Here is a 21,466-nt window from a genome sequence, read left to right on the forward strand (position 1 = left end):
ACGCCCGCCCGGGGCCGCGCGTGGTGGCTGGCCGATAACGTGACCGCTATGGAGGAAGTGCAACCACGCGCAGCCCGCCGCAGCGACCGGACCGGGCGCACGATGCCCGGTGACCTGGCCGCGAGCCCGTTCCGCGCCGACCGCGACCGGATCTCGGCTTCGGCCTTCTTCGCGCGGCTCGGCGGCGTCACCCAGGTCGTCAGCCCCTCGGGCTCGGGCCTGCTGCTGCACAACCGGCTCACCCACAGCCTCAAGGTCTCCCAGGTCGCCCGCGCCATCGCCGAACGGCTGCTGGCCGACCCGGTGACCAGCGCACAGCTCGACGGGCTGGGCGGCTGCGACCTGGACGTCGTCGAGGCCGCCGGGCTCGGCCACGACCTCGGGCACCCGCCGTTCGGGCATCTGGGGGAGAGCGTGCTGGACCGGCTGGCGCGCGAGCGCTTCGCGCTGCCCGACGGTTTCGAGGGCAACGCCCAGACCTACCGCGTGGTCACCCGCATCGACGTGCGCGGCGTGGAGGGCAACGGCCTGGACCTGACCGCCGCCGTGCGCTCGGCGCTGCTGAAGTACCCCTGGACCAGGCACTCACCGGTCCCGCGCCAGGCCGCCGAGCTGCCGCGCGGCGCCTCCGAGCCGGCCGGGATGCCCGGCAGCGGCGCGGCGAAGTTCTCCGCCTACTCCACCGAGCTCGACGACCTGCTCGACGCGCGCGCCCCGTTCGAGAAGCTGGTGCCGGAGTGGCAGCAGACCGTCGAGGCGTCGATCATGGACACCGCCGACGACATCGCCTACGCGATCCACGACCTGGAGGACTTCCACCGCGTCGGCATCCTGCAGTTCACCACCGTGCACCACGAGCTGCAGGAATGGCTCGGCCACAGCATGGAGTTCGCCGCCGAGGAGCACGTCGCGGCAGGTGACTCCCGGCCCGGCGCCTCGCTGGAGCTGCTGCGCCGCCGCATCCACGCCAAGGACGCCTGGATCGCCGACGACGAGGCCTTCGCCGACGCGGTGAAGAAGGTCCGCACCGACCTGGCGGTCAACCTGCTGGAGATGCCCTTCGACCGCTCCCAGCAGGCCGAGCAGGCGGTGGTGCGGTTCTCCGGCGACTGGACCCGGCGGCTGGTCGAGGGCATCCGCGTCGACGAGTCGGTCCAGCCCCGCTCCGCCCACGTGGCGCTGGCGCCCGAGCAGTGGCACGAGGTGCAGGTGCTCAAGTTCGTGCACCGCCACTTCGTGCTGCAACGCCCGGACCTCGCGCTGCACCAGCGCGGCCAGGACCGGTTGATCAGCAACCTGGTGGAGGCCCTCGACGAGTGGCTGATCGACGAGGTCGAGGTGGCCCCGCACCGGCTGCGCGACCTGTTCGACCTGGCCCGCCAGGAGTTCGACGAGCTGCCGACCGAGCTGCTGCCGCCCGGCGCGAACCTGGCCACCCTGGCCCGCGGCCGAGCGGTGATCGACTTCGTCGCCTCCCTCACCGACGACCAAGCAGCAGCCCTGCTGGAGGCCGTCTCCGGCCGCACCACCCAGCTCTGGAACGACACTTTCGTCCTATGAGCAGGGTTCGCGAGCTCGCGGGTGGGGGACGCGCGGTGGAGGTGGCGCCGGCCCGGGTCGCCGGGTGGTTCGAGCGCTTCGCCAGGAACCACGAGGGTGCGGCCACCACGCTGCTGGAACCGAGGAAGGTCCTGGTCACGGCCGTGGACGGTGCCACGGCCGCGGTGCGGGTGCCCTTCGGCGAGCTCCCGCCGCCGCACGGCGAGCGGTCCGGGCTGGCGGTGTCGTCGCTGGTCGAGCACGTCTCGGCGTCCCGGCGCATCGGGCTGGTGCTGGTGCGGCTCGGCGCGCACAGCGTCGGCGTGGCGGTGGACGGCGTCGTGGAGTCCTCCAGCACCGACCGGCACCTGGTGCACGGCCGCAACAAGGCGGGCGGCTGGTCGCAGCAGCGCTTCGCGCGTCGCCGCGAGGGCCAGTCGGCCCGCTCGCTGGCCTCGGCCGCCGACGCCGTCGCCAGGACGCTGCTGCCGGTGGCCGGTGAGCTCGACGGACTCGTCCTCGGCGGCGACCGCCAGGCCCTGCAGGCGCTGCGCGAGGACAACCGGCTGACCAGGCTGTTCGACCGCGCCGAGGAACGCGTGCTCGACGTGCCCGAACCCCGCCGCGCGGTCCTCGACGAGGCCGCCGGGCGCGCCATCGCCGTGGAGATCGAGATCCGCGACCCGAGGTGAGGTTCACCGCAACCGAAATTCGCTGGATCGCGCCCGGTACAGTTGAGACGTGGTCAGCAAGCGATTCCTGGTGCGTTCGCGCGCCACGCCGCGCGTCGATTAGTTCCGCGCCCCGCACGCCCACCGGCTCATCGCAGGTGGGCGCATCCATGCCACGCAGACCACCTATTACCCGGAGTTCTCCTTGATCTCAGCCACCGGCCTGGAACTGCGCGCCGGTTCCCGCATCCTGCTCTCCGACGCCACCCTGCGCGTCCAGCCCGGCGACCGGATCGGCCTGGTCGGCCGCAACGGCGCCGGCAAGACCACCACGCTCAAGGTCCTGGCGGGGGAGGGCCAGCCGCATGCCGGTGACGTCACGCGCCGCGGCGAGCTCGGCTACCTGCCGCAGGACCCGCGCGAAGGCGACCTGACCGTCAGCGCCAAGGACCGGGTGCTGTCCGCGCGCGGCCTCGACCAGCTGCTGCGCGACATGGAGAAGGCGCAGACCGCGATGGCCGAGCTCGTCGACGACAAGGAGCGCGACAAGGCCATCAACCGCTACGGCCGCCTGGAGGAGCGCTTCGGCGCCCGCGGCGGGTACGCCGCCGAGAGCGAGGCCGGGCGGATCTGCAGCAACCTCGGCCTGCCGGACCGGGTGCTCAACCAGCCGCTGAGCACGCTCTCCGGTGGTCAGCGCCGCCGCGTCGAGCTCGCCCGCATCCTGTTCGCCGCCTCCGAAGCCGGTCCCGGCGGCCGCTCGGCCACGACGCTGCTGCTGGACGAGCCGACGAACCACCTCGACGCCGACTCCATCAACTGGCTGCGCGACTTCCTGAAGAACCACGACGGCGGCCTGGTGGTCATCAGCCACGACGTCGACCTGCTGGCGGCCGTGGTCAACAAGGTGTGGTTCCTCGACGCCATCCGCGGCGAGGCCGACGTCTACAACATGGACTGGACCCGCTACCAGGACGCCCGCGCCGCCGACGAGAAGCGCCGCCGCCGCGAGCGCGCCAACGCCGAGAAGAAGGCCTCGGCGCTGATGACGCAGGCCGACAAGATGCGCGCCAAGGCCACCAAGGCCGTCGCCGCGCAGAACATGGCCAAGCGCGCCGAGAAGCTGCTGGCCTCGGCCGAGGCCGAGCAGGCGCAGGAGAAGGTCGCCAAGATCCGCTTCCCGGACCCGGCGCCCTGTGGCAAGACGCCGATGACCGCCGACGGCCTGTCCAAGTCCTACGGCTCGCTGGAGATCTTCAGCGGCGTGGACCTGGCCATCGACCGCGGTTCGAAGGTCGTCGTGCTGGGCCTCAACGGTGCCGGCAAGACCACGCTGCTGCGGTTGCTCGGCGGCCAGGAGAAGGCCGATTCGGGTGATGTCGTCGCAGGTCACGGCCTGCGCATCGGCTACTTCGCGCAGGAGCACGAAACCCTCGACCACGACGCCACGGTCTGGGAGAACGTCCGCACCGCCGCGCCGGACGCCCCCGAGCAGCAGCTGCGCAACCTGCTCGGCACGTTCCTGTTCCAGGGCGAGCAGCTGCAGCAACCGGCCGGCACCCTCTCCGGAGGTGAGAAGACCCGGCTCGCGCTGGCCGGGCTGGTCTCCAGCCAGGCCAACGTGCTGCTGCTCGACGAACCGACGAACAACCTCGACCCCGCCAGCCGCGAGCAGGTCCTCGACGCCCTGCGCAACTTCACCGGCGCGGTCGTGCTGGTCACGCACGATCCGGGCGCCGTGGAAGCGCTCGAGCCCGAACGGGTCATCCTGTTGCCGGATGGCACCGAGGACCACTGGTCAGCCGAATACCTGGAACTGGTCCAGTTGGCGTAGCGCTCCGTGTACCTCGCCGGTGGGCTACTACGGATGGATTAGTGCATTCCGGTGATCGCCGCGCGCACATCTCGACCGATGGCCGATCTTTTTTCCATGATCGCCTGGCGTTCGGGCCTTTCCTGTTCGATCATTGCGCTGACAGGGGTCGCGAGGCCCGACCTGCTCAGAGGGAAGGCGGGGACACCGTGGCTGAGCTGAAGAAGGGCGCGCGCATTACGGGAAGCGCGCGCGACAAGCTGGCCAGTGATCTGAGGAAGAAGTACGAGAAGGGGGCGAGCATCCGCGCACTGGCGGAGTCGACCGGTCGGTCCTACGGCTTCGTGCACCGGGTTCTGAGCGAATCAGGCGTGCAGTTGCGTGGCCGCGGGGGAGCGACCCGGTCCAAGAAGAAGTGAACTAGACGGCCGGTCGTTCCAGGCCGAGCCGTCAAAACTGGAGGTCCGCTTGGCGGAGTCGGTAGTGGACGCCGGCCTGTTGGATCGTGGCGGTGTGGGGCTCACGATCCACGGGCGGCGTGCCACCATCACGCTGGACCGCCCGGACAAGCTCAACGCGCAAACCCCGCACACCTGGCAGGCGCTGCGGGAGATCGGCCGATCGCTGGGTGCGGAGATCCAGGTCGTCGTGCTGCGCGGAGCCGGCCGGGCGTTCTCGGCCGGGCTGGACCGGAGGATGTTCAGCCCCGACGGGGTTGACGGTGCTCCGGGCTTGGTGGCGCTGGCCGAGCGCCCCACCGAGCAGTCCGACGCCGAGATCGCCGGCTACCAGCAGGCGTTCAGCTGGTTGCGGGAGCCGGACCGGGTGACGATCGCCGCCGTCCAAGGGCACGCGATCGGCGCCGGGTTCCAACTGGCGCTCGCCTGCGACCTGCGGGTGCTGGCCACCGACGCGCGGCTGCGGATGGCCGAGACCGGGCTCGGGCTGGTGCCCGACCTCGGCGGCACGCTGCCGCTGGTGCGCGCGGTCGGTTACGCGCGCGCCGTGGAGATCTGCGTGACCGGGCGGGAGGTCGCCGCGGACGAAGCGCTGCGGATCGGCCTGGCCAACCAGGTCGTCGAACCGGATGCGCTGGAATCGGCGGTGGACAGCCTGGTCGAGGCGGTGTCCGCGCCACCGCAAGGCGCGGTGCGCGAGACGCTGTCGCTGCTGGCGCTGGCCGACGAGGCCGTCGACCCGGAGCAGCAGCTGGCGGCCGAGCGCGCCGCGCAGCTGCGCCGCATCACCGAGCTCGCCCAGCAGCTCGGCGTCGTGCGGTGATCATCGGCTGCTGATCACCCGCTGCTAATAACGCCCGTGCGCAACATCCCCGCGTGCCCTAGCACCACTGCCGTGGTGGCGGGGATAGGATCTTGGTCAACTCGAGCGAGATCTAGGGGATGCATGACGCAGCGAGGAAACCGTCGGGAACTGCTCGCCGACGCCGCCATCGAGGTGCTCGCACGTGACGGCGGCCGCGGGCTGACCCATCGCGCGATCGACCGCGAGGCGCGGGTCCCGGAGGGCACCACCAAGAACTACTACCCGACGCGCAACGCCCTGTTCGAGGCGATCGCGCACTACCTCGCCGAACGGCACGTCGCCGCGCTCGAAGCGCTCTGCGACCACATTCCCGACGACATCGGCCCCGACGACGTCACCGCGCTGTACGCGGCGATGCTGCGCCGCATGTCGGGCAACGCCCGCGCCCAGTTCCTCGCGCTGTTCGAACTGCACCTCGAAGCCGTCCGCAACCCGGAGGTGCGCGCCCTGCTCGGCGAGATCAGCCGCGCCGGCGTCGACACCGCCGTCCAGCTGCACGCCGCCGTCGGCCGGCGGATCAGCAGGCGCGGTGCCGGACTCCTCGACGCCGGGATGCTCGGGGTCGCGCTGTCGGCGCTGAGCCTGCCGGGTGACCTCGTCGACGACCTCGGGCTCGACGACGCCGACGGGCTCACCCGCGCCCTGCTGACCCTGGGTGCCACCCGGGACGAGCACCAGCTGGAAGTGCTCAGCGACTGGGCCGGTTGATCGAGCCGAAGATCAACCGGATGCGCTGCGAGACCGCGAGATGACGCGCGGTAGCCTCAATGGGAACGAGCTGGGCTTGGGGCGCCCGCGCTGGTGCCCGTGATCGAAGTGGATGCAGGGAAGGCATGTCGAATCCAGCACAGGACGAGCCCGACCCGCACGCACCGCTGGAAGCGCCCGCGGTGGTTTTCGCGCGATTGACCGACGTGCCGGTCGATGCCCTGGACAAGCTGATCGAAGACACCCGCGCCGTCTACGACGACCTCAACAAGGTCCTCGGCCACCCGTACTGGGGTGATCTGGTCTACCACCAGGGCGCGGCGATGAAGGCGCTGACCGAGGCCCGGACCTGCCTGGAAGGTCTCAAGGCCGAGGCGATCGGCGCCCGCAACACCGAACTCGGCGTCACCGTCACCACCGCGGTCGTCGACGGCGAACGGCACTACGCCCAGAACGAGGACGACAAGGCCGAACTCGTCGACAAGCTGCTGCGCTCCACGAGTCCCGCCGCCGGGCACATCTACGTCTGGGACCGGCCGCACGCCGACCCCGACGCGCCCGGCCCGTACGAGCAGATCCGGATCGTCACCGACGCCGAGAACGAGCTCGGGGTCCTCAACTTCACCGAGGAGGACGCCGAGGGCGAGATGACGTCCTGGCACACCTGCAACCCGCAGCCGTCGCCGGACGCGCCCGCGCTGGCCTTCGACGCGGGCAGCACCCTGAAGTTCCCGCGCAACGCGGTGCTGCCGTTCCGCGAACTTCGCGCCGCCCTCGACGAGTTCACCCGGACGGGCGCCAAGCCGAAATGCGTCCAATGGCAACCAGCCCGCTGGGGCGACCTGTAGTTCCGTGGCCCCGGGTCACGGTTTCGTGCCCTCCTGCGACGCGAGATCGCGACAACCGGTGGTTAAGCATTGACTAACAGCAGCTGAAGGTGGTTCCTTCTTTCCATTCGCGCGAGGATGAAGGGGGCCACACGTGCGTAGACGACTCGTCGCGCTGGGGGCCGCGTTGCTGGTCGGCTTCCTGCTGCCCGCACCGGTGTCGGCACAGGAGAACGGGGACCGACCCGAGGGCGCCGCGCTGCGCGTCGGACTGCAGCAGCAGATCGACTCGCTCAACCCGTTCCTGGGTTACTCGCTGGCGGCCACGGACATCTTCCGGGCCATCTACCCGACGCTGACCACCTACAACGCCAACGACTTCGGGGTCGAACCGGAGCTCGCGGAGCGGTGGGAGTCCACACCGGACAAGCTCATCTGGACCTTCCACATCCGTCCCGGGGTCACCTGGTCCGACGGTCGGCCGGTGACCGCGCGCGACGCCGCCTACACCTACAACCGGATGATGACCGATCCGGCGGCGGCCACCGCCAACGGGAACTTCGTGGAGAACTTCGAGACCGTCTCCGCGCCGGACGACTCGACGCTGGTCATCCGCACCAAGACCCCGCAGGCCACGATGCTGGCCATCGACGCGCCGATCGTGCCCGAGCACGTGTGGTCCAAGGTCACCGACGTCGCCAACTTCGCCAACGACCAGATGCCGATCGTCGGCAGCGGGCCCTACGTGCTCACCGGATACCGGCCCGAGCAGGACGTCACGCTCACCGCCAACCCCGGGTTCTGGCGCGGCGCGCCGAAGGTCGCCGAGCTGCAGTTCATCCAGTTCAAGAACAGTGACGCCGCGGTGCAGGCGCTGCGGAAGGGCGACGTCGACGTCGTCCAGAAGCTCACGCCCGCGCAGTTCGACGCGCTCGAAGGCCAGGCCGACGTCAAGCAGGTCAAGGGCCAGGGCCGCCGGTTCTACGAGGTGATCCTCAACCCCGGTGCCACCAACAGCGAGAACCAGCCGATCGGCACCGGCCACCCCGCGCTCAAGGACCTCCGCGTCCGGCAGGCCATCGACTTGGGCGTGGACCGCGAGGCGCTCGTCGACCGGGTGCTCGGCGGGTACGGCCAGGTCGGCGGGGGATACCTGCCGCCGATCTTCGACGACTACCACTGGAACCCGCCGCAGCCGCGCACCTTCGACCCGGCCGCGGCGAACCGGATGCTCGACGAGGCCGGCTACACCCGGGGCCCCGACGGCATCCGCCGCACGCCGCAGGGCGAACCGCTGAACTTCGACTTCGTGCTGCACGGCGACGAGTCGATGGACTCGCAGGTCGGCGAGTTCGTCAAGCGCTGGCTCGCCGACCTCGGCATCAACGTCGAACTGCAACCGGTGTCGGACAACCAGCTCAACGACCGCACCACCGCGGGTGATTTCGACATGGTCATCAGCGGTTGGTCGGCCAACCCCGACCCGGACTACGTGCTGCGGCTGCAGACCTGCGGCGCCCGCCCGACGCCCGACGGCAACGGCACGCCGGACACCCTGCAGTGCGACCCGGTCTACGACGACCTGTACACCAAGCAGCTCGCCGAGTTCGACCCCGCCAAGCGGATCGACCTGGTCAAGCAGCTGCAGTCGCGGTTCTACGACCAGGCCACCGGACTGGTGCTGTTCTACGCGAACTCGCTGGAGGCCCACCGCACCGACCGGTACAGCGGGTTCACCCTGCAACCGGCCACCGAGGGCGTGATCACCGGCCAGCAGGGCTACTGGGGCTACTACGGCGCCGAGCCGACCGAGCAGGCGATCAAGGGCTCCGGCGGCACGAACTACGCCACCGTCGCCTGGGGCCTCGGCGGCCTGGTCGTGGTGATCGTGCTGGTGGGCGTGGTGGTCGTCGTCCGCCGCCGGGCCACCGCCGACGAGCGGGAGTGACCGCGTGTCCGACCTGCTGACCACTGTGGACGACCAGGAACCGGCCGCCGGCAACGGCGGTCGGCTCCTGCGCTTCGTCGGGGGCAAGATCGGCGGCGGGCTGGTGAGCCTGCTGCTGGTCGCCGTGCTCGGCTTCTTCCTGTTCCGGGTGATGCCCGGCGACCCGGTGCGCACCATGACCCGGGGCGCTCCGATGACCTCGCAGCAGATCGCCGACCTGCGCGAACGGCTCGGCCTCGACCAGCCGCTGTGGAAGCAGTTCCTGGACTTCCTGGGCAACCTCCTGCGCGGCGACCTCGGCACCTCCTACACCTACAGCCGCCCGGTCGGCGAGCTGATCGTGCAGCGCATCGGCCCGACCCTGCTGCTGGTCGGCACCGCCACGGTGCTGGCCATCGTGCTGGGGCTGTGGATGGGTTCGCGCGCGGCGTGGAAGCACGGCGGCGCGTTCGACAAGACCACCAGCTCGGTGGCGCTGGCGCTGTGGTCGGTGCCGACGTTCTGGCTGGGCCTGATCGTGCTGATGGCCTTCGGCGTCGGGGTCGGCCCGATCCCGGGGCTGTTCCCGGTCGGCGGCATCTCCGACCCGGACACGCCACCGGAGCTCCTGCCGCAGGTCCTGGACGTCGCCCACCACATGGTGCTGCCGGTGCTGACGATGCTCGCGGTGATCTACGCCGAATACCTGATGGTGATGCGCTCCTCGCTGCTGGAGGAGATGGGCGAGGACTACCTGACCACCGCGCGCGCCAAGGGACTTCGCGAGGACCTGGTGCGCAGCAGGCACGCCGTGCCCAACGCGCTGCTGCCCGCGGTGACGCTGATCTTCCTGCGGCTCGGGCTGGTGGTCGCCGGTGCCATCACGGTGGAAACGGTGTTCTCCTGGCCTGGTCTGGGGCTGCTGACCTTCGAAGCCCTGCGGGTGCCCGACCTTCCGCTGCTGCAGGGCATCTTCATCGTGCTGGCGGGGAGCGTGGTGGTGATGAACGTGCTGGCGGACCTGCTCTACCGGGTCATCGACCCCCGGGTGCGTGAATCATGACCGCCCCCACCGCTTCCCAGGTCGTGCGGGCGCGGCGCAAGCAGCGCCTGGCCGAGGGCTGGCGGATCTTCCGCGCCGACCGGGCCGGGCTGGCGGGCCTGGTGCTGCTGGTCGCGATCGTGCTGCTGGCGCTGCTGGCACCGCTGCTCACCGACTCCGCCGGGCTGGACGTCACCCGCGCGACCGGGGAGGCGCTGCAGGCGCCCAGCGCCGAACACCCGCTGGGCACCGATGAATCCGGGCGATCGGTGCTGCTGATGACGTGGTGGGGCGCGCGCGTCTCGCTCGTCGTCGGGTTGTCGGCGGCGGTCCTGTCGGTGCTCATCGGCGCGCTGGTCGGGGTCCTGGCGGCCCACTTCGGCGGCTGGACCTCGCGAATCCTGCTGCGGTTCACCGACTTCTTCCTGGTGCTGCCGTCGCTGGTGCTGGCCATCGCGCTGTCGACGGTGCTCGAACGCGGGCTGTGGACGATCGTGCTGGCCATCGGCGTGACCTCCTGGCCGCACACCGCGCGGGTGGTGCGCGCGCAGACGCTGACCATCGAGGCGCGGCCCTACATCGAACGGTCCCGCGCGCTCGGGGCCGGGCACGGGCACGTGATCGTCAAGCACGTGCTGCCCGCCGTGCTGCCGTTGGTGTTCGCCAACACCACGCTGGCGGTGGCCAGCTCGATCATCGCCGAATCCACGCTGTCCTTCCTCGGTCTGGGCGATCCCAGCCGGGTTTCCTGGGGAACGATGCTGAAATCGGCGATGGACACCGGTGCGGTCACCGGCGGCGCCTGGTGGTACCTGCTGCCTCCCGGCCTGGGAATCGTGTTGGTGGTGCTCGGTTTCACGCTCTGCGGCCGGGCGCTGGAAGCGGTGTTCAACCCGAGGCTGCGGGGGCGACGGTGAGTCCGATTCTGCAACTGCGCGACCTGTCGATCACCTACGGCGGCGCGCCCGAACCCGCGGTGTCCGGGGTGAACCTGAGCCTGGAACCGGGCGAAACGCTCGGCCTGGCGGGGGAGTCGGGCTGCGGCAAGACGAGCGTGGCGATGTCGGTGCTGCGGCTGCTGCCGCGCACCGCCCGCGTCGAGGGCGAGGTGCTGCTCGACGGCGAGGACGTCCGGGAGATGAGCTTCGGCCGGTTGCGCGCGGTCCGCTGGGCCGGTGCGTCGGTGGTGTTCCAGGGCGCGATGCACGCGCTGAACCCGGTGCGCACCATCGGCGAGCAGATCGCCGAGCCGATCCGGCTGCACGGCGGCAAGGGCGACCTGAGCGAGCGGGTCGCCGAGCTGCTGGCCCAGGTGGAGCTGCCCGCCGACCGGGCGGGCGCCTACCCGCACGAGCTCTCCGGCGGTCAGAAGCAGCGCGTCATGATCGCGATGGCGCTGGCCTGCGAGCCGCGCCTGGTCATCGCCGACGAACCCACCACCGCGCTGGACGTCGTGGTGCAGGCGCAGGTGCTGGAGCTGCTCAAGCGCCTGGTCGCCGAGCGCGGCATCGCCCTGGTGATGATCAGCCACGACCTCTCGGTGCTGTCGGCGACCTGCGAGCGGCTGGCGGTGATGTACCGGGGCGAGGTCGTCGAGCACGGCCCGACCGAGCAGGTGATGGGCCGTCCGCAGCACGAGCACAGCCGGGCGCTGGCCGATGCGTTCCCGACCGTGGGTGATGCGCGGTTCCGGCTCACCGGCGGAGGTTCGGCCGGCGAGCCGCTGCTGTCGGCCGAGGGCGTGGAGGTCACCTTCCGCGCCCGGTCCGGCAAGGCGGTGCGCGCGGTGCGCGGCGTCGACCTGGCGGTGGGCGGCAACGAGATCGTCGCGCTGGTCGGCCAATCCGGTTCGGGGAAGACGACGCTCGCGCGCACGCTGCTCGGACTGCAGCGGCCGACCGGGGGTTCGGTGCGCTTCGGCGGTGCGGTGCTGCCCACCGGGGCCGCGGCGCTGCGCGATTACCGCCGCAAGGTCCAGCTGGTGCTGCAGGACCCGACGGGCGCGCTCAACCCCCGGCACACGGTGTACGAGGCGGTGGCCGAGGGGCTGCGGATCCACGGCATCACCGACGACGAACCGGGCAGGGTGGCCGCGGCCCTGGAGGCGGCGGAGCTGAGGCCGGCCGAGGAGTTCTTCTCGCGCTTCCCGCAGGAGCTCTCCGGAGGTCAGCGGCAGCGGGTGGTGATCGCGGGGGCCCTGGTGCTGGAGCCGGAGGTGCTCGTCGCCGACGAGCCGGTCGCGTCGCTGGACGCCACGGTGCGCGGCGAGATCCTCTCGCTGCTGCTGGGCCTGCGCGTGGAACGGGGCCTGTCGACGCTGGTCATCACCCACGACCTCGGCCTCGCGTGGAACATCGCCGATCGCGTGGCGGTGATGTACCAGGGCGAGATCGTCGAGCTCGGCACGGTCGAGCAGGTCCTGCTCGATCCCCAGCACGACTACACCAAGACCCTCCTCGCGGCGGTCCCGAGCACCACCCGCCGGGTGGCGTAGCCGGTTCTGGTCCACATCGACCGGGCGAAGAGGACATCGACGTCAGCCGAAGCTGTCGATGACCGCGGGGCGGTCGGCGTGGTCGACGCGGACGACGAGGTCGGCCAGCGCGGTGGGGTCGACCTCCTCGGCGTAGCGCTTGAAGGCGGGCAACGTCCAGCGCTGGTCGTCGGGGGTGTTGCGGTGCAGCGCCGCGTTCGAGAGCCACAGGTGCACGACGAGGTCGAAGTCCAGGCCCACGCCCTGCAGCAGCGGGCCGTCCACGATCGCCACGCCCCGCTCCGGCAGCGTCACGCGGTTCAGCCGGGGGGAGCGGTCCGCCTCGGGGTCCCACAGCGCCGGCAGCACCTCGCCGGTGCCGTTCCCGGCGAGCGGTGTGAGCACCTCGCGCGCGAGGCCCGTGGTGTCGAACCAGGACAGGTAGTAGGAGTCCGGGTCGTGGTGGCCGTGCTCCAGCCGCACCGACGCCGGGCGCAGGTAGTCGGCCGCCCGCACCCGCACGGCTTCGCGGCCGAGCTCCCGCAGCGGGGAGACCAGCCGGTCTGCGAGCTCACCGGTCCCCGCGGCCGGGGCGCCGTCGACGGCCACCCGCAGCCACCGCCCCTGGAGGGCGTCGATGCGCACCACCACCTCGTTCACCAGGGCATCCGGGGAGATCGGCCGCACACGCACACCCCGAAGCTATCAACCCCGCACCCGGAGGAGTTCGCGCTGCGGCTCAGCGCAGCGCGGGCTGCAGGACCGTGAGGCGCTGGGCGTCGGCGTCGAGTTCGGCTGCCACGCCCAGCGGGATCGTGCGCTGGGCTTCGCAGTGGCCGAAGCCCAGGTCCCAGAGGATCGGCACGCCGAGGTCGCCGAGCAGGTTCTCCAGCATCGCGTAGACCTCGTCCGCCGGACCGCAGTCGGTCCACGAGCCCAGCGCGATCCCGGTGGCTCCCCGGAAGAAGCCCGCGCGGATCAGCTGGATCAGGAAGCGGTCGAGGCGGTAGGGCTCTTCGGTGACGTCCTCCAGCAGCGCGATGCCGCGCTCCGGTGGACGCGCCGCCAGGCCCGCGCCCAGCGAGCCCGCGAGCAGGCTCAGGTTGCCGCCGTAGGTGACGCCCAACCCGCGCCCGCGCACCATCGTCCCGGCGCTGCGGCCGGTCAGGATCGTCACGCCGTGCGGTTCGAACAGGGTGCGCCGCAGGTGGTCGCGGGCCTTGTCGTCGTGCGCGAACGCCTTGGTCGCCACCATCGGGCCGAAGATCGTGGCCAGCCCCAGCTCGGCGGCGAACACCTCGTGCAATGCGGTGACGTCGCTGGAGCCGACGAGCACCTTCGGCTTCGCCCGGGCGAGCTCGGCGAAGTCCAGGTGGTCGATCATGCGCAGGCAGCCGTAGCCGCCGCGCGCGCAGAGCACCGCCGAGACCTCCGGGTCGCACCAGGCCTGCTGCAGGTCGGCGGCCCGGTCGGCGTCGGTGCCCGCGAGGTAGTCCAGCCGCGGGTGGCGGTCCAGGACGTGCTTGCCGACGCGCACTTCCAGTCCCCAGCCGCGCAGCTGGGCGAGCCCGGCCTCCAGCAGCTCCTCGGGCACCGGCCCGGCCGGCGCCACCAGCGCCACCACGTCACCCGGGCGCAGCCTCGGCGGGCGGGTCAGTTCGCGCGTGCTCATCGGCGTGCTCCATCCCGATCGGTTCGAACACCGCTGATCTTGCCGCGAGCGTATCGGCAGTCAGCGTGCCGCGCCGGAGTTCACCAACAGCGAACACGGCGGGAACATCACGTCGTGCGGAGTGTTCGTCCCAGGTCACCGCGTTGCACGAGAAGGTGATGTACAAAACGGGGGCCAGCCGCGCACGGCGCGCGCTCGGTGGCCTAATGTCGGAGGGGTCATGGCTCGTGTCATCCACGTCTTCCGCCAACCCGACCGATTCGTCGCCGGAACGGTCGGGGAACCCGGCGAGCGCACCTTCTACCTGCAGGCGTCCGAGGACGTCCGCACGGTGAGCGTGCAATTGGAAAAGCAACAGGTCTCGGTCCTCGCCGAGCGGATCGGCGCGCTCCTGGACGAGGTGCAGCGCCGGTTCGACGCCGACCTGCCCGGCTCCACGCCCGAGGACCTCGTCGACACGGAACCGCTGGCGGTCCCGGTCGACGAGGAGTTCCGCGTCGGCACGATGGGCCTGGGCTGGGACGCCGACTCCGAGGCCGTCGTCGTCGAACTGCTCGCGGTCACCGAGGAGGAGATCGACGAGTCGGTCGTCCTCGACGACACCGAGGAGGGGCCGGACGCGCTGCGCGTGTTCCTCAGCCCGGTGCACGCCCGGGCCTTCGCCGAACGCGCCGAGCGGGTCATCAACGCTGGTCGCAAGCCCTGCCCGCTGTGCAGCGAGCCGCTGGACCCGGCCGGGCACATCTGCCCGCGCCAGAACGGCTACCGCCGCTCGGACGAGGTCTGAGCCCGGTGGCCGTCGAGGAGCCCGCGACCCGCGAGCTGCTGAGCAACGGTCGGCTGGAGATCCAGGGCCGCCTCGTGGAGGCGTCCAACGCCACGCTGTTCTGCTCGGTCGAACTCGACGGCCTCTCCGGCGAGTGCGTCTACAAGCCGGTGCGCGGCGAGCGCCCGCTGTGGGACTTCCCGGACGGCACGCTGGCCGGCCGTGAAGTCGCCGCGCACCTGATCTCGGAGGCCACCGGCTGGGGCCTGATCCCGCCGACGCTGCTGCGCAACGGTCCGTTCGGGCCCGGCATGGTGCAGCTGTGGATCGACGAGGTCGCCGACGAGGACGAGCAGCTGGTCGACATCACGCACCCCGGCGAGGTGCGCGAGGGCTGGCGGCAGGTGCTGCGCGCGCAGGACCCCGACGGCGATCCGGTGGTGCTGGCGCACGCCGACCACGAGCAGCTGCGGCGGCTCGCGGTGCTCGACATCGTGATCAACAACGCCGACCGCAAGGGCGGGCACATCCTGCGCGCCCCCGACGGCCGGGTGCTGGGCGTCGACCACGGCGTCAGTCTCAACACCGACGACAAGCTGCGCACGGTGCTGTGGGGCTGGATCGGCGAGCCGGTCGGCGAGGAGGAGCTGGAACGGCTCGGCGAGGTCCGCGCCCTCATGGAGGGCGACCTCGCCGAACAGCTGTCCGAGCACCTCACCATCAAGGAGGTGCAGGCCGTCAGCACCCGCATCGACCGGCTGCTCGACACCGGCGTCTTCCCGGAACCCTCAGGAGACTGGCCCGCCATCCCCTGGCCCGCGTTCTGACCCGCTCACGCCCGCGACCAAACTCGAATTTCGCGCGAAATTGGAAAGCCCCCCGCAGCCGGGCATGTCCCCGCAGGTCAGAGCCTGGTTCTGCGGGGAGGTTCGAATTTCGCGCGAAGTTTGAGGCTCGAAGTTCGAGGTCGAATTTCGCGCGAAATTCGAATCGGGTCGTCCGGGTGGCTGACGGGTTTCAGTCGACCAGGGCTTGGTAGACGAGTTGGTGGAGGTAGGGCCTGATCGGGTGGGTGCTGGAGGGCATCAGCTGGGTCAGGAACAGGACCGTGAGGTCTTCTGCCGGGTCGACCCAGAAGGCCGTGCTGGCCAGGCCGCCCCAGGCGAACTCGCCCGTCGAGCTGAGCACCTTGGCCGCCAGCGGGTCGTCGATCACCGAGAATCCCAGGCCGAAGCCCTTGCCCGCGTTGGCGACCTCGGAGAACGCGCCCATCGCCAGGGTCTCCAGGTCGGCGCCGCCGGGCAGGTGGTTGCGGGTCATGAAGTCCACCGTGCGGCTGCCGAGCAGCCGGACGCCGTCGAGCTCGCCGCGGCGCAGCAGCATCTGGGTGAAGCGGTGGTAGTCGCGGGCCGAGGAGAACAGCCCGCCTCCTCCGGACGGGGCCTTCGGCGGCTCGAACGCCGTGTCGTACATCTGCTCGTGCTTAGGGTGCAGCCGCGCCTTGCCCTGCGGGTCGGCCGCGTACAGCGACGCGAGCCGGTCGGCGTCGGCGGGATCGACCTGGAAGCCGGTGTCGGTCATGCCCAGCGGTTCCAGGATCCGGGTGCGGAAGAACTCGTCGAGCGTCTGCCCGGAGGCGACCTCCACGACCCGGCCCAGCACGTCGGTGGCCACCGAGTAGTTCCAGCGCGTGCCCGGGTCGAACAGCAGCGGGATCTCCGCCCAGGCGTCGCAGCAGGCGGCCAGGTCCAGGTCGGGCGCCATGCCGAACTCGAAGCCGGCCATGCGGTGCAGCTCGTCGAGCGGGTGCAGGTAGTTGAACGCGTAGGTCAGCCCGGCGGTGTGGGTGAGCAGGTGCCAGATCCGCATCGGCTCGGTGGCCGGCCGGGTCTGCGGGTTGCGGGCCGGTCCGCCGGTGTAGACGGTCAGGTCGGCGAACGAGGGGATGAAGTCGCTGACCGGGTCGGTGAGCTCGAACGCGCCTTCCTCGTGGAGCATCATGGCCGCGACCGAGGTGATCGGCTTGGTCATCGAGTAGATCCGGAACAGCGTGTCCGTCTCAACCGGTTTGCCGCTTTCGACGTCGCGCATGCCGTGCGTGGACAGGTGCGCGATCTTGCCCTGGCGGGCGACGAGCACCAGCCAGCCCGGCAACTTGCCCGTCGTGACGTAGTCCTCGAAGTGCCGATCGATCCGCTGCAACCGAGCCGCGTCGAATCCGACCTCTACGGGATCCACCTCGATTTCCAGAGCCACCCTGGCCTCCCACTGCGTTTCGCGAAATGAAGCTACCTGGAGCTTTCTACTCCTCGCGGCCACGATTCGAAATCCTGGCCGCAGTGGCGGCGTTTACGTTGACGCGGGAGTAGCGTCGTGGGCGTGACGATCCCGACTCCACCTCCAGGGTTGCCCCGAACCGCGGGCGAGCTGCGCAGCAGCGGCCACGAACCCCGCAGCACCAAGGCCGAGATGCGCGCGAACCTGCTGACCGCGCTGCGCTCCGGGCAGGCGCTGTGGCCCGGCATCGTCGGTTTCGAACGGACCGTGCTGCCCCAGCTGGAGCGCGCGCTGATCGCCGGGCACGACGTGGTGCTGCTCGGTGAGCGCGGCCAGGGCAAGACCCGCTTGCTGCGCGGGCTGAACGCGCTGCTGGACGAGTGGACCCCGGTCATCGAGGGTTCCGAGCTCGGCGAGCACCCGCTGCAGCCGATCACGCCCGTCTCGCTGCGCCGGGCCGCCGAGCTCGGCGACGAGCTGCCGGTGACCTGGCGGCACCGCAGCGACCGCTACGTCGAGAAGCTGGCCACGCCGGACACCTCGGTCGGCGACCTGGTCGGCGACGTCGACCCGGTCAAGGTCGCCGAAGGGCGTTCGCTCGGCGACCCCGAGACCATCCACTATGGACTCGTGCCGCGCGCGCACCGCGGCATCGTGACGATCAACGAACTCCCCGACCTGGCCGAGCGGATCCAGGTGGCGCTGCTGAACGTGATGGAGGAGCGCGACATCCAGATCCGCGGTTACAGCCTGCGGCTGCCGCTGGACGTGCTGCTGGTCGCCACCGCCAACCCCGAGGACTACACCAACCGCGGCCGCATCATCACCCCGCTCAAGGACCGCTTCGGCGCCGAGATCCGCACCCACTACCCGGCGGAGATCGACGACGAGGTGTCGTTGATGCGCCAGGAGGCGGAGCTGCCCGCCGAGGTCGGCGACCACCTGCTGGAGGTGCTGGCCCGCTTCGTGGACCACCTGCGCGAATCCAGCGCCGTCGACCAGCGGTCGGGCGTGTCGGCCCGGTTCGCCATCGCCGCCGCCGAGACCGTCGCCGCCGCCGCGCTGCACCGCTCGGCGCTGACCGGCGAGGAACCCGCGGTGGCTCGCCCGATCGACCTCGCCGCGGTGCCCGCGGTGCTGCGCGGCAAGGTCGAGTTCGAGGCCGGCGAGGAAGGCCGCGAGGACGAGCTGCTGAACTACCTGCTGCGGCGGTCGGTGGCCGACACCGCGCGCGGCCTGTTCGCCGGGCTGAACCTGCAGTCGTTGGCCGACGCCGTCGTCGACGGCCACCCGGTGGCCACCGGCGAGCAGATCGCGGGCAAGGACGTGCTCACCGCACTGCCCGAGCTGCCTGTGCTGCACCAGGTCGCCGAGCGCGCCGGGGTGCGCGCCGAGGACCCGCCGGGCCGCATCGCCAGCGCCGTGGAACTGGCCCTGGAGTCGTTGTACCTGGCCAAGAAGTTGGCCAAGGACTCCGACGACGACCGCTCGGTGTACAGCTGATGAGTCCCCGCTACCGGTACTCGGCGTGGCACGGCGGGCCGGACCCGCTGCAGCCACCGGTCGACCTGCGCGAGGCGCTGGACCAGATCGGCCGGGACGTCATGGAGGGCGCCTCCCCGCGCTCGGCGCTGGAGGAGCTGCTGCGCACCGGCACCCGCGACTCGTCGGGCCTGGACGAGCTCACCCGCCGGTTGTGGCAGCGGCGCAGCGAGCTGCAGCGCAGGCACCGGCTCGACGGCACGATCTCCGAGGTCCGCAGGCTGCTGGAGCGCGCCCTGGAGCAGGAGCGGCTGGCGCTGTCGGCCGACACCGGCGAGGACGCCCGGTTCCGCGAACTGCAGCTCAGCGCCCTGCCGCCGGACGTGGCCGGGCAGGTCAACGAGCTGGCCGAGTACGACTGGCGCTCCTCCGAGGCGCGGGAGACCTTCGAGGAGATCCGGCAGATGCTGGGCACCGAGGTCCTCGAGCAGCGCTTCCAGGGCATGAAGGAGGCCATGCAGCAGGTCTCGCCGGAGGACGTCGAGCGGGTCCGCGAGATGCTCGACGACCTGTCGAACCTGCTGGCCGCGCACGCCCGCGGCGACGACGACGTCCAGCAGAAGTTCGACGAGTTCATGGCCCGGCACGGCGAGTTCTTCCCGGAGAACCCCAGCGACGTCGACGAGCTCATCGACGCGCTGGCGGCCCGCTCGGCGGCCGCGCAGCGGATGCTCAACTCGATGAGCGAGCAGCAGCGCGACGAGCTGATGTCGTTGTCCCAGCAGGCCTTCGGCGACCCGCGCATCGCCCAGGCGCTGCAGCAGATCGACCGGCAGCTGCAGGGGTTGCGCCCGGGCGAGGACTGGAACGGGCGGGCTCGCTTCCGCGGCGACCAGCCGATGGGCATGGCCGAGGCGACCGCCGCGATGGCCGAGCTCGGCGAGATGGACCAGCTCGCCGAGCAGCTGAGCCAGTCCTACCCGGGTGCGAGCTTGGAGGACATCGACCTGGAGGCCCTGGAGCGCCAGCTCGGCCCGCAGGCCGTGGTCGACGCCCAGCGGCTGTCGGAGATCGAGCGGCAGCTGCGCGATCAGGGCCTGCTGCAGCGCGCGCCGGACGGCAGCCTGCGGCTGAGCCCGCGGGCGATGCGCCGGCTCGGCGAGAACGCCCTGCAGTCGGTGATCTCCCAGCTCAAGACCCGCAGGGGGGAGCGCGACACCGACCGCGCCGGCGCGGCCGGAGAACTGACCGGCACGAGCAGGCCGTGGACCTACGGCGACGCCGAGCCGTGGGACGCCGTCCGCACGGTCCGCAACGCGGTGCTGCGCCGGGCCGCCGAGGGCCCGGGGTCGCCGGTGCTCGACATCGCCGACCTGGAGGTCTCCGAGACCGAGCAGCGCTCCCGCTCGGCGGTGGTGCTGTGCGTGGACACCTCGTGGTCGATGGTGCAGGACGGCCGCTGGGTGCCGATGAAGCGCACTGCGCTGGCGCTGCACCACCTGGTCGCGACGCGGTTCCGCTCGGACGCCCTGCAGCTGGTCACCTTCGGCCGTTACGCGTCCACTGTGGACGTCGGTGAGCTGGCGGCGCTGGAAGGCGTGTGGGAGCAGGGCACGAACCTGCACCACGCGCTGCTGCTGGCGGGCCGGCACCTGCGCAAGCACCCCGACGCGCAGCCGGTCGTGCTGGTGATCACCGACGGCGAGCCGACGGCCCACCTGGAACCCGACGGCGAAGCTGTCTTCCAGTACCCGCCGAGCCCGCACACCCTCGGCGTCACCCTGTCCGAAGTGGACGCCCTGCGGCGGCTGGGCACCACGCTGAGCGTGTTCATGCTCGGCGAGGACCCCCGCCTGGAGCAGTTCGTCGACATCGTCGCCAGACGAGGCGGAGGCCGAGTCCTCGCCCCGGACTCCGACGGCCTGGGCGCAGCCGTGGTGGGCGACTACCTCCGCACCAAGCGCCACCGCTGACCACCGATGAGCGGGGGTGCGTCCAGGTGAACGCACCCCGCTCCGCGGATCCTCCGTCAGCCGGCGAAGGAGTTGATGACCTCCGGGTTGGCGTCGGCCCACTTCTTGGCCGCGGCCTGCTCCTGGCCCTTGGCAGCGCTGTTGATCTCGTTCTCCAAGCTCGCCAGCTGCTGGTCGGTCAGCCTGAACCGCTTGACCATCTCGGTGACCTCCGGGAAGTCCTGGCTGAACCCCTTGCGGCCGATGGCGTGGATCTGCTCCGCCGCGCCCATCGCGCCCATCGGGTCCTGCAGGTCCTTGATGGGGAACCGGGCGTAGGCCCAGTGCGGGTGCCACAGGGTCACCACGATGGGCTTGCGCTCATCGGTGGCCTTCTGCAGCGCCGCGAGCATCGCGGTGGTCGACGAGGTCTGCAGCTGGTACTCGCCCTGCAGCCCGTAGGCCGGGATCGCCTTGTCCTTGGTGGTCCGGCTCAGGCCCGCGCCGGGGTCGATGCCGGTGATGACCCCGCCCAGCTCGCCGCCCTTGCCCTTGAGGTCGGCGATCGAGTTGACGTCGGTCATGTAGTTCGGCACCGCGATGTTCAGCGTGGCCTGGTCGTACCAGATGCCCAGGTCCTCCAGCTGCGGTCCGTACTGCTTCCAGTAGTCCTCGTGCGTGGACGGCAGCCAGGCGTCCAGGAACAGGTCCGGGTTGCCCTGGGCGAGACCGGCGTAGATCGGACCGGCCTCCAGCTCGGTCGCGTTGACCTTGTAGCCGCGCCGTTCCAGCAGCTCCTTGTAGAGGTAGGTGACGGCGATGTCCTCGTCCCACGCGATGTAGCCGATGTTGATCTGCTTGGCTTCCTGACCGGTCTGCGCCTCCCTCCCGCCGCAGCCCGCGGCCAGGGAGAGCGTCGCGGCGAGTGCGGCCAACAGCGCCAGGAACCGCCTGGTCCTGCTGTGCGACATGTCAAACCTGCCCTTCTGGTCAA

Annotated in this window: 19 protein-coding genes; 15 read left to right on the forward strand and 4 right to left on the reverse strand. The window is 71.1% G+C overall.

Going from position 1 to position 21,466, the window contains the following annotated elements:
• Positions 1-48: 48 nt before the first annotated feature.
• The 11 genes from R4I43_RS06820 (at position 49) to nikE (ending at position 12,344) form a co-directional block, all read left to right on the forward strand.
• Positions 49-1,560 carry a deoxyguanosinetriphosphate triphosphohydrolase family protein gene (locus R4I43_RS06820; RefSeq protein WP_324264676.1) on the forward strand — a complete coding sequence of 504 codons (1,512 nt, stop codon included), beginning with the start codon at positions 49-51 and terminating at the stop codon, positions 1,558-1,560.
• Complete coding sequence (locus tag R4I43_RS06825; RefSeq protein WP_324264677.1) at positions 1,557-2,231, forward strand: acVLRF1 family peptidyl-tRNA hydrolase; 675 nt, start codon at positions 1,557-1,559, stop codon at positions 2,229-2,231. Before R4I43_RS06820 ends, R4I43_RS06825 begins: the two co-directional genes overlap by 4 nt.
• 184 nt (positions 2,232-2,415) lie before the next feature.
• Entirely contained in the window at positions 2,416-4,044 is a 1,629-nt protein-coding gene (locus tag R4I43_RS06830; RefSeq protein ID WP_324264678.1) for an ABC-F family ATP-binding cassette domain-containing protein, read from the forward strand.
• Between the two features lie 188 nt (positions 4,045-4,232).
• Positions 4,233-4,442, forward strand: coding sequence for a helix-turn-helix domain-containing protein (locus R4I43_RS06835; RefSeq protein ID WP_093260265.1), 210 nt, complete (start codon positions 4,233-4,235; stop codon positions 4,440-4,442).
• Between the two features lie 49 nt (positions 4,443-4,491).
• Positions 4,492-5,304 (forward strand): enoyl-CoA hydratase/isomerase family protein, encoded by an 813-nt coding sequence (locus R4I43_RS06840; protein WP_324264679.1) that lies wholly within the window; start codon positions 4,492-4,494, stop codon positions 5,302-5,304.
• Positions 5,305-5,427: 123 nt separating this feature from the next.
• Complete coding sequence (locus R4I43_RS06845) at positions 5,428-6,054, forward strand: TetR/AcrR family transcriptional regulator (protein ID WP_324264680.1); 627 nt, start codon at positions 5,428-5,430, stop codon at positions 6,052-6,054.
• A gap of 125 nt (positions 6,055-6,179) precedes the next feature.
• Entirely contained in the window at positions 6,180-6,902 is a 723-nt protein-coding gene (locus tag R4I43_RS06850; protein WP_324264681.1) for an Imm1 family immunity protein, read from the forward strand.
• Positions 6,903-7,035: 133 nt separating this feature from the next.
• Positions 7,036-8,829 carry an ABC transporter substrate-binding protein gene (locus R4I43_RS06855; protein ID WP_324264682.1) on the forward strand — a complete coding sequence of 598 codons (1,794 nt, stop codon included), beginning with the start codon at positions 7,036-7,038 and terminating at the stop codon, positions 8,827-8,829.
• Between the two features lie 4 nt (positions 8,830-8,833).
• Positions 8,834-9,871, forward strand: coding sequence for an ABC transporter permease (locus R4I43_RS06860; protein ID WP_407691211.1), 1,038 nt, complete (start codon positions 8,834-8,836; stop codon positions 9,869-9,871).
• Entirely contained in the window at positions 9,868-10,767 is a 900-nt protein-coding gene (locus R4I43_RS06865; protein WP_324264683.1) for an ABC transporter permease, read from the forward strand. The genes R4I43_RS06860 and R4I43_RS06865 overlap by 4 nt, the downstream gene beginning before the upstream one ends.
• Entirely contained in the window at positions 10,764-12,344 is a 1,581-nt protein-coding gene (nikE, locus tag R4I43_RS06870) for an ABC transporter ATP-binding protein (protein ID WP_324264684.1), read from the forward strand. The genes R4I43_RS06865 and nikE overlap by 4 nt, the downstream gene beginning before the upstream one ends.
• A gap of 42 nt (positions 12,345-12,386) precedes the next feature.
• Here the strand turns inward: nikE and R4I43_RS06875 are convergent, their stop codons facing one another.
• Together R4I43_RS06875 and R4I43_RS06880 are read right to left on the reverse strand one after the other, a co-directional pair.
• Positions 12,387-13,016 carry a nucleoside/nucleotide kinase family protein gene (locus tag R4I43_RS06875; RefSeq protein ID WP_324264685.1) on the reverse strand — a complete coding sequence of 210 codons (630 nt, stop codon included), beginning with the start codon at positions 13,014-13,016 and terminating at the stop codon, positions 12,387-12,389.
• A gap of 46 nt (positions 13,017-13,062) precedes the next feature.
• Positions 13,063-13,995: a S66 peptidase family protein gene (locus R4I43_RS06880; RefSeq protein WP_324264686.1), complete on the reverse strand. Its 933-nt coding sequence runs from the start codon at positions 13,993-13,995 to the stop codon at positions 13,063-13,065.
• A gap of 220 nt (positions 13,996-14,215) precedes the next feature.
• Between R4I43_RS06880 and R4I43_RS06885 the strand changes: the two genes are divergently transcribed.
• Together R4I43_RS06885 and R4I43_RS06890 are read left to right on the forward strand one after the other, a co-directional pair.
• A complete protein-coding gene (locus R4I43_RS06885) occupies positions 14,216-14,782 on the forward strand; it encodes a DUF3090 domain-containing protein (protein WP_324264687.1) in 567 nt (188 codons plus the stop codon).
• Between the two features lie 5 nt (positions 14,783-14,787).
• Positions 14,788-15,588 (forward strand): SCO1664 family protein, encoded by an 801-nt coding sequence (locus tag R4I43_RS06890; protein ID WP_324264688.1) that lies wholly within the window; start codon positions 14,788-14,790, stop codon positions 15,586-15,588.
• 190 nt (positions 15,589-15,778) lie between these two features.
• Here R4I43_RS06890 and R4I43_RS06895 read toward each other — a convergent pair whose 3' ends face one another.
• Positions 15,779-17,017, reverse strand: a complete 1,239-nt coding sequence (locus R4I43_RS06895) for a serine hydrolase domain-containing protein (protein ID WP_324264689.1) — start codon at positions 17,015-17,017, stop codon at positions 15,779-15,781.
• A 123-nt stretch (positions 17,018-17,140) separates the two neighbouring features.
• Between R4I43_RS06895 and R4I43_RS06900 the strand changes: the two genes are divergently transcribed.
• Positions 17,141-18,541 (forward strand): ATP-binding protein, encoded by a 1,401-nt coding sequence (locus tag R4I43_RS06900; RefSeq protein ID WP_324264690.1) that lies wholly within the window; start codon positions 17,141-17,143, stop codon positions 18,539-18,541.
• Positions 18,541-20,493 (forward strand): VWA domain-containing protein, encoded by a 1,953-nt coding sequence (locus R4I43_RS06905; protein ID WP_324264691.1) that lies wholly within the window; start codon positions 18,541-18,543, stop codon positions 20,491-20,493. Before R4I43_RS06900 ends, R4I43_RS06905 begins: the two co-directional genes overlap by 1 nt.
• A gap of 56 nt (positions 20,494-20,549) precedes the next feature.
• On the opposite strand, the gene R4I43_RS06910 is transcribed toward R4I43_RS06905, so the two are convergent.
• A complete protein-coding gene (locus R4I43_RS06910; protein WP_324264692.1) occupies positions 20,550-21,443 on the reverse strand; it encodes a glycine betaine ABC transporter substrate-binding protein in 894 nt (297 codons plus the stop codon).
• Between the last annotated feature and the right edge of the window lie 23 nt (positions 21,444-21,466).

This window comes from Saccharopolyspora mangrovi (assembly GCF_035320975.1).
Taxonomy (GTDB): domain Bacteria; phylum Actinomycetota; class Actinomycetes; order Mycobacteriales; family Pseudonocardiaceae; genus Saccharopolyspora; species Saccharopolyspora mangrovi.